The organism is Vibrio sp. 10N.222.46.A1 (genome assembly GCF_041473595.1).
In the GTDB taxonomy this organism is placed as follows: Bacteria; Pseudomonadota; Gammaproteobacteria; order Enterobacterales; family Vibrionaceae; genus Vibrio; species Vibrio tasmaniensis_A.
This window is the reverse complement of the sequence record NZ_JBFRSN010000556.1, coordinates 1-6,116: the sequence shown is the minus strand read 5'-3', so window position 1 is coordinate 6,116 and position 6,116 is coordinate 1. Positions and strand designations below refer to the sequence as shown.

Here is a 6,116-nt window from a genome sequence, read left to right as displayed (position 1 = left end):
GTCAAGAAACGCTCGCAATGCTGAGAATGCGGTATAACTTGTACAATGGTGGTACAGACAGCGCCAATTCAGAAGCTTCTGCTTACCAACTCAATAAGGCGAAAGATCTTAGAGATCGTGCTTATCGCCAAGTCGAAGAAGGACTTCGCCTCTCATGGAGCGCCTTAGATCTCACACTGCAACAGAAAAACTTTTTGTCCGACCATGTTGATTCAGCTTCAGAAACCGTTATCGCCTATGAAAAACAATACCGAATAGGTAAACGTACTCTGCTTGACCTGCTCAATACTGAGAACGAACTGTTTGAAGCACGCAAAGATTATCTGGATGCCCATTATTCGGAGCAGTACGCTAAATACCGAGTGATGAACGCTACAGGTTCTTTATTGAATGCTCTGCTGGTTGATATACCGGAAGAGTGGACAACGGCCGTGGAGTATTAATGATGAAAATAACTTACTTATTACTTCCCGTATTAACGATGACTTTATTTGCCTGCTCCAATCAGCAGCGAGAAGCCTACATCGAGACGCCCGAAGCTGAACAAATTGCCGATCTACAAGACGATGATAAAGATGGTGTAGTAAACGCGCGAGATACCTGCCCTGGTACACCAGAAACATCACAAGTCGACAATGATGGCTGTGGTGAAACAATTCGAGCAGAAGAAGTACGACAGCTGAAAATACTCTTTGCTCATGACTCATTTGAAGTAAACCCAATATTTTCTAGCCAAATTAGCACCATGGCAGAGTTTCTTGAAAACTACAAAAGCGCTTCAATTGAAATCCAAGGTTACGCCAGTAAAGTGGGCTCCAACGAATACAACTTAGACTTGTCAAAGAAACGAGCAAACAATGTACAAGATGAGTTACTTTCGAATGGTATAGAACCAGAGCGCGTGAGAATTGTTGGCTATGGTGAAGAACGCTTAGAAAACGATGGTGACGATCCTACTTCACACGCACTGAATCGTAAGGTAACCGCGACCGTAGTTGGGTTAAGTGAGCAGATCGTTGAAGAGTGGACCATTTTTACCACACTAGAAAAGTAACGTGACATCATCACTGAAAGCGCAAGATGTAAGGTAAATTCGCTTACAAATACAGCTTAGCTTCAAGATCAATAAAGCCGTGATAGGGTTACCCATCACGGCTTTTTGTTCTTTGTCGTCACATGAATCGTAAAGGTGATTCTGTGACTCTTCTTGCTACTCAGAAATTGACTTGTTACTCAGTGAGTAGGCTCCCTCTTAAGCGAACCTACTACCGATTATGCTTTTACCTACCAATTATAGCTTTACTTCTTGATGCTTAGTTTTCGGTAGAGAAATACTTAGCAGGAAGTAACCTAAGATAGCTGCGGTCGTTGAGCCCATCAGGATACCTAATCGAGCAAGCGTATCAAAATCTGCGTTCGTTGGACCAAATGCTAGCGATGAAATAAAGATAGACATCGTAAAGCCAATACCACACAACACAGATACCGCGAAGATGTTCATGAAGTTCACACCTTCAGGAAGCTTAGCGATGCCCGTTTTCACAGCACCCCAGCTGAATAGGAAGATACCCAGAGGCTTACCAACCAATAGACCCATAGCAATACCAAGCGGTAGCATGCCTGTAAGGTTTGAAATTGAGATGCCTTCTAGTGAGATACCTGCGTTTGCAAATGCGAAGATTGGCAAAATTGCAAAAGCGACGTATGGGTGCAGAGCATGTTCTAGATGTTTCAGCGGAGAACGCTCTCCTTTATTGCCTTTCAGTGGGATAGCAAAACCAATGACTACACCAGCCAATGTTGCGTGAACACCTGACTTCAATACTGCGAACCACAGAATTGCACCAACAATAAGGTAAACACTCAACTTAGTTACATGCTTGTTGTTTAGCATGAACAGCACACCAGTTGCAATGAAGCCAACCGTTAGTGCAAGCGTCGATAGATCGCCTGAGTAGAACAGTGCAATGATAACAACAACCCCTAGATCATCGATAATTGCCAACGCTAGTAGGAATACCTTCAAGCTTACCGGTACACGGTTACCAAGAAGAGCCATGATGCCCAATGCGAAAGCGATATCAGTTGCCGCTGGGATAGCCCAACCTTGAAGCGCTTCAGGGTTACTTGAATTGAATAGCACGTAAATAAGTGCAGGAGCTAGCATACCACCCACCGCTGCGATAGCTGGGAAGATTGCTGTCTCTTTAGACTTTAATGCGCCTTCTAACAGTTCGCGCTTAACTTCTAAGCCAATTAGAAGGAAGAAGACAGCCATTAAGCCATCGTTAATCCAGTGTGATACAGACATACCAAGAACATAGCTGTGCAGTACCCCTTGGTACATTTCGTTCAATGGTGAGTTTGCTACAAACATTGCGATCGCCGCAGCGATGACTAGTATGATGCCGCCAGCAGATTCCAATTTAAAGAAGTCACGGATGACGTCGGTCATGATTTCGCCCTTATATTTATTATTTAAATAAACGAATAACAAAGAATAACCACGAGTTTATATCCAAGCTCTATCGATAGATAATCACTTCTTCGGATGTTTAACTTCGGTTTTTCCTACAAATACTAAACAATACGTCGTATATTCCATAATGTTGTTATGCACCATGAATTAAGTATAGATGAGTTCACCAAGGCTGTATGCACAAATAATTCGAGGGTTGTCGGAATATCAAACATAAAAAAAGGCTATCAAATTATAGCCTTAAGTGTTTTTTAGTAGCCAGTTAACTGCATAAAGCCTGTTGCTTCATGGCTTCCGCTCGCCATAATTGGCCCTTCCCAATAGGGTATGACAAAAGGCAGCCACATATCCCTACGTTTGATACGCGTAGTGAGATTGATATCGTGTTGTGGCACGTTAATAATCCATTGGAGCGGCATTCTTCTACCATTCATTAGCGTCGTATTCTGTAATGGCTTGATAGAAATGTCGGAGTCCGTTAGCTGATACACTTTGCCAGAACGAGTTGCCAATGTTCCAAAAACATAAGGCAATTGTTGATTGTGGCGATAGCGGTTAATGCTCAGTGCAGTACCGTCATCGAGATTAAACACGAACCAATCCCAGCCTTGCTGACCGACTCCGAGTAAACCACTGCCCCACTCTTTATGCACCCACGCAGTACCTTCGACTTCTTTCGTTACACCGTCGAGATTCAAAACCCCACTCAAAGATAAAAACGGAGCGCTGAAGTTATAAGACGCGACAGGCAATAAGTCGTGCTTTTTCTGATAGCCGTTATCGCCGTTGAGCACGTATGGCCCTTTCGCAATAGTGTCGAGTTCAAGGCCAAACGTATCGGTTTGTACTTGAAGGCGACCTGGAAACGGTGTGTTACCCAGAGCACGCCAGTTCCAGTTATCAATCCAAATTCTAAATGGATGACTGGTCATACCCGCCTGTCCAATGCCGCCACGCGCCAAACGTTGCTCTTTCCAAACCTTAGATTCAGACGAAATTACCACATTTGAAATATAAACCTGCGGGCTTTGCCACCCCCAGGTTTCTCTCTCGTCAGTTGCTATACGAAAGAAGCTCCACTGTACCGAGTACTTTTTCCCATCATCCCCTTTTAGAGACGCAAAATAATGCCACCACTCATGCTGGAATTCTGGGTGGAACTGGAAATCACGAGGCAACGAAACGCCTCGGTCTGGCAATACAGGTTCAAACACATTGAAGTGCTCACTTACAAGTACTGAATTAACCTCATTCTCGCCCTTATCGCCAACATCGACAAAATAGGAATAGTAAGCCCAGACACCTAAAATAGTGCCAAAGAAACCAATCAGTAATAGAGCAGAAACAAATCGGTGTCTGAGTTTTTTTGAGCCATTTCGTTGAAGCATATTAAAGCGCATCCCTCAGTGATTTCATCGGTGTGTTCCGAATCATTCTCATCACTGGCAATGCACCAGCTAACATTAATGCTGCCATGGCCCACGCAAATGTCTGCAAATAGTCCCAAGGAATCACTTGTAATTCGAGTGACCACCCAAAAGACTGCTTAATGACAATATCGACGATCAAGCTGGCTAACGCCAATCCGAGCGGGATAGCAATCAAGGAAGAAATAAGTCCGAACACAAACAACTGCAAGCTGCCTGTAAAAATCAGCTCTTTTGCCGAGACCCCTAAGCAACGTTGCAATGAAATATGCCTTTGTCGAGACACTTCACCCGCAACCGTCGCGAAAAAGATGCCGAAGACCGCGATGACCAAAGTGATGTTACCCAATGTATCAGCTATCGCGAATGTTCTATCAAACACTCTCATCGCCTGACTGTGAATATTGTTATTATCAAAAATACGCTCAGATCCAAGCCTGAATACGCTTTCCAATCGACTTCGAAGTCCTACGGAATTGACATCATCTTTGAGTATGACGCCTAGACCGACATTTCCGCGTCCAGCAAACCCAGATAGCCAGTTTCGATGTGACATCATGACTTGATGGTAAGGGTTGCCATAATCGTAATAAACACCAACAACCTGCCAACCAGAGCCAAGACTGTCATAAAGGTCTATATAGTCGCCTGGGCGAATCCCTAACTTGAGAGACATCGATTCACTGATCAACACACCTTTCGAATGATGCAGGTGGTACCAGTAATTCGGAATACCTAACTTGATCGTCAGCGCTTCTAATTCTCCTTCAGAAGGACCAGTACTGACCACCTGGGTACTTCCGACAGGGGAAGCGACATCTTTCTCCCAACGCCACCAAACTGAATCGACTTCAGGCTGTTCTGACAGCCAATTACTCATACGTGCAGCGGCGTTGTTGGTTGGGTAGATGTAAAGGTCTGCAGCCAAGCGCTGTGTTAGCCATTTATCGGTGGTATCCCTAAAGCTACCCACCATGGTTTCTACACCAATATTCGCTGTTAACGCTAGCATGAACGCCATTGTCGCCACACCACGATAACTCATGCTTGAAGCGGCATCCGCAAAGAACCAGCGAGCACGAACCCAACGCAGTGAATAAGACAAACTGTTGAACAGCTTCCACATCAAGAAAGGCGTAAACAAAGCCACACTGACGAGCATCAGGGCAATAATCGCAAAACCAGATTCTTGCGTTTGTGGGGCTTGATACACAGCGACAGCTGCAACCAAGAAACCACAACCAATCAATGCTTGCCAAGTAAACTCAGTGCCAGCAAAGCGCATCAAAGATAAACGAGATGACAAACGAATCGGTTGCGACCTCAGCAAACGAACCAATGGCCATGCACACGCTAGGAATGCACCAAGCAACGCCATTAATAAGCTATAACCACTCCAACGCCAACTCCAGCTAAGGGTTAAGCCCACATTCGCATCGTAAAGATCACCTAAACTCGAAGAAACGGCAGGTAACAGTTGGTTTGCCAACATGACACCGAATACATTACCGCAGATCCAGCTCAGTAGAACCAATAACAATAACTCTAAGCAAAGCGCTTTAGTCAGTTGCCAACCAGACACACCCGTTTGTCTCAAGATTCCGACGAGTGGTTGGCGCTGAATGAAAGACAGCGACATCGCTTGATAGAAAATAAACAAGCCAACGACAAACGACAGCATGCCCATCGCTTTTAGATTTAAGTGGAAAGCGCTAGTCAATGACTCAAGCTCAGCTTTAGAGCTGCGAGAGATTGTCAAACCATTGGGCAAAATGTTTTTAAGACGTTCAAACTTCTCGGGAGACATGTCTGAACACGCAATCACGGAAAGCCCTGCACTGCGTTTAAGCATTCGGAGCAAAGATATATCCGCAATCAACCTTGTACCATTAATCAGGTTATTTTGGTCCACTACCACTGGACCTAGCTCTGAACCATCCATCAGTGGAATGTAGTCCCCATCCTTCCATTCCATATGTTCAGCAAGATCATCACTCACTAGGATCGGATATGGTGGTTTCATGAGATCTAACGTGGTGAGTTCTTTTAGGGCAGCACCAGGCTGAAGCTGAAGCATAGAAACAGGGTCTATGCCAATAAGCATAAAGTTTGCACCATTTTCATCAGTGATACTATGGTGGTCAAAAGGAGAACACTGCTGAAAGCCTTCACGACGAAGCTGAATGTAAAAACCTTGCGGGATTTTATTC

5 protein-coding genes are annotated in these 6,116 nt (G+C 44.6%); 2 read left to right on the top strand and 3 right to left on the bottom strand.

The window, feature by feature from the left end; all coding sequences use genetic code 11:
• Positions 1-443: TolC family protein (locus AB4496_RS15865; RefSeq protein WP_372131334.1), on the top strand; the 443-nt coding region annotated here is incomplete at its 5' end.
• Positions 443-1,054, top strand: a complete 612-nt coding sequence (locus AB4496_RS15860; RefSeq protein ID WP_032499588.1) for an OmpA family protein — start codon at positions 443-445, stop codon at positions 1,052-1,054. The genes AB4496_RS15865 and AB4496_RS15860, both read left to right, overlap by 1 nt.
• Positions 1,055-1,291: 237 nt before the next feature.
• On the opposite strand, the gene nhaA is transcribed toward AB4496_RS15860, so the two are convergent.
• The 3 genes from nhaA to AB4496_RS15845 form a co-directional block, all read right to left on the bottom strand.
• Positions 1,292-2,455 (bottom strand): Na+/H+ antiporter NhaA, encoded by a 1,164-nt coding sequence (gene nhaA / locus AB4496_RS15855; RefSeq protein WP_029222855.1) that lies wholly within the window; start codon positions 2,453-2,455, stop codon positions 1,292-1,294.
• Positions 2,456-2,730: 275 nt separating this feature from the next.
• Positions 2,731-3,879 (bottom strand): lipocalin-like domain-containing protein, encoded by a 1,149-nt coding sequence (locus tag AB4496_RS15850; RefSeq protein WP_012604245.1) that lies wholly within the window; start codon positions 3,877-3,879, stop codon positions 2,731-2,733.
• A partial coding sequence (locus tag AB4496_RS15845; RefSeq protein WP_372131332.1) for an ABC transporter permease occupies positions 3,869-6,116 on the bottom strand: 2,248 nt, incomplete at its 5' end. The genes AB4496_RS15845 and AB4496_RS15850, both read right to left, overlap by 11 nt.

Coding starts and splice junctions, on each gene's coding strand:
- AB4496_RS15860 (WP_032499588.1), top strand. CDS start 443: ATGATGAAAATAACTTACTTATTACTTCCCGTATTAACGATGACTTTA.
- nhaA (WP_029222855.1), bottom strand. CDS start 2,455: ATGACCGACGTCATCCGTGACTTCTTTAAATTGGAATCTGCTGGCGGC.
- AB4496_RS15850 (WP_012604245.1), bottom strand. CDS start 3,879: ATGCGCTTTAATATGCTTCAACGAAATGGCTCAAAAAAACTCAGACAC.